The organism is Bacteroidota bacterium (assembly GCA_034723125.1).
GTDB lineage: Bacteria > Bacteroidota > Bacteroidia > CAILMK01 > JAAYUY01 > JAYEOP01.
Map to the genome: position 1 here is coordinate 1 of JAYEOP010000454.1, position 2029 is coordinate 2029.

Sequence of the window (2029 nt, forward strand, 5' to 3'; positions counted from 1 at the left end):
CTTGATACTTTCAATATTCTATCGTAAGCACGTGCCGACAAATTCTGCTTTTCCATTGCTTTTTTTAATAGAGTATTTCCTGCTTTACTAATTTGACAATACTTTCTAATATGATTTGTATTCATTTGGGAATTGTTGAAAACCGTTTTATCGTCTTTGAATCTTTCTGTTTGAATTTGTCTGGTTTTAATAACCCTTTCCCGAATATATTTAGATTTTTCAGAAGATTTTTCAAGGGTTAGTTCATCATAAGAAATAGGAACAACCTCAATATGAATATCAATTCTATCAAGTAAAGGTCCTGATATTTTATTAAGATATTTTTGAACAGCACCGGGTGAGCAAACACATTCTTTGTCGGGATGATTGTAATATCCGCAAGGACATGGATTCATTGAAGAAATAAGCATAAAACTAGCAGGATAATCAACAGAAAATTTAGCTCTTGAAATTGTTATTCTTCTCTCTTCCATTGGTTGCCGTAAAACTTCCAGCACATTTCTTTTAAATTCAGGAAGTTCGTCTAAAAACAAAACTCCATTATGTGCTAAAGAAATTTCTCCGGGTTGTGGATTATTACCTCCTCCAACCAATGCAACATCACTTACTGTGTGATGAGGCGACCTAAAAGGTCTGCTTGTCATTAGCGATGAATCAGAAGGTAATTTTCCAGCTACTGAAAAAATCTTGGTTGTTTCCAATGCCTCATGCAAGTCAAGAGGAGGCAAAATAGTTGGTAATCGTTTGGCAAGCATGGTTTTACCTGAACCAGGAGGACCAATCATAATTGCATTATGATTTCCGGATGCAGCAATTTCCAAAGCACGTTTTATACTTTTTTGTCCTTTTACATCCGAAAAATCAAATGTATAATCATTAAGGTTGCTATAAAAAACATCCCTTGTATCAATATGCTTTGCTTTAAGTTCAATTTCTCCTTCAAAAAATTTTATTGCTTCCGATATATTTTTTATTCCATACACTTCAATTCCATCAACAATGGCAGCTTCACTTTCATTTTCCTCAGGAAGTATCAAACCTTTAAAATTATGTTTTCTTGCATTTATTGCTATTGGTAAAGCTCCCTTAATTGGTTTCAAATCACCATTTAAAGATAACTCACCCATTATCATGTAATTTTTTATTTCCTCAGTATTCATTTGATCGGTAGCACCAAGGATGCCCAATGCAATTGGAAGGTCGTAAGAAGAACCTTCCTTTCTTATATCTGCAGGAGCAAGATTTATGATAGTTTTTTTTCTTGTCATCATAAAACCTGAGTTTTTTATTGCAGCTTCTACCCTATGCTGACTTTCCTTAACGGCATTGTCAGGCAAGCCAACCATAAAGTATTTTGCTCCTCTTCCTATATCTACCTCAATGGTTATTGTTTGTGCATCAACACCTGTTACTGCACTACCATAAGTCTTTACTAACATAAATTATATTTACATAAAAATATTTTCAAAATTAAGACTTTAATTATTATTAAAGCAAAGAATTTGTTAAATACCAAAATGGACTTATTAAAATATTAGTCCACTCTAAAAATTCTTAAAATGATTTACAGAGTTTTTCAGAGACAATTTAAATTTTTGAAACAAATCGGGATAATTGATAATGGTTAATTCGTAATTGTTAATGGATAATTATTAATTCACAACCAACAGCTAAAAACCAGTTGCTTACTGAGGACTGTCTTTAACTGCCGACTGAAGACTGTTTATTTGGTTATTTGTTTATTTGGTTATTTGTTTATTTGTTTAAACGCAGAGTCGCAGAAACGCAGAGAAAAAAATAACTAATAAATCAACGTTATTCAACTTAAGACTGCCAACTGTTAACTGAGGACTGTTTTTGACTGCCGACTGAGGACTGCTTACTGCCGACTGAGGACTCAATAAACAACTCTTAACAATATTTCTGTTTTTGTGGAAACATTCTTTTTAAAACAATATATTTCTTAACTAAAATTGAAGAAAAATAAAAACAGCAATTATGAGATTTTTAAAGATATTTTTAATTCTAA

1 protein-coding gene is annotated in these 2029 nt (G+C 32.0%); it reads right to left on the bottom strand.

Going from position 1 to position 2029, the window contains the following annotated elements; translation table 11 throughout:
• Positions 1-1439, bottom strand: a 1439-nt coding sequence (locus U9R42_11905) for a YifB family Mg chelatase-like AAA ATPase (protein ID MEA3496727.1), incomplete at its 3' end; no start/stop codon positions are given.
• Positions 1440-2029: the final 590 nt, after the last annotated feature.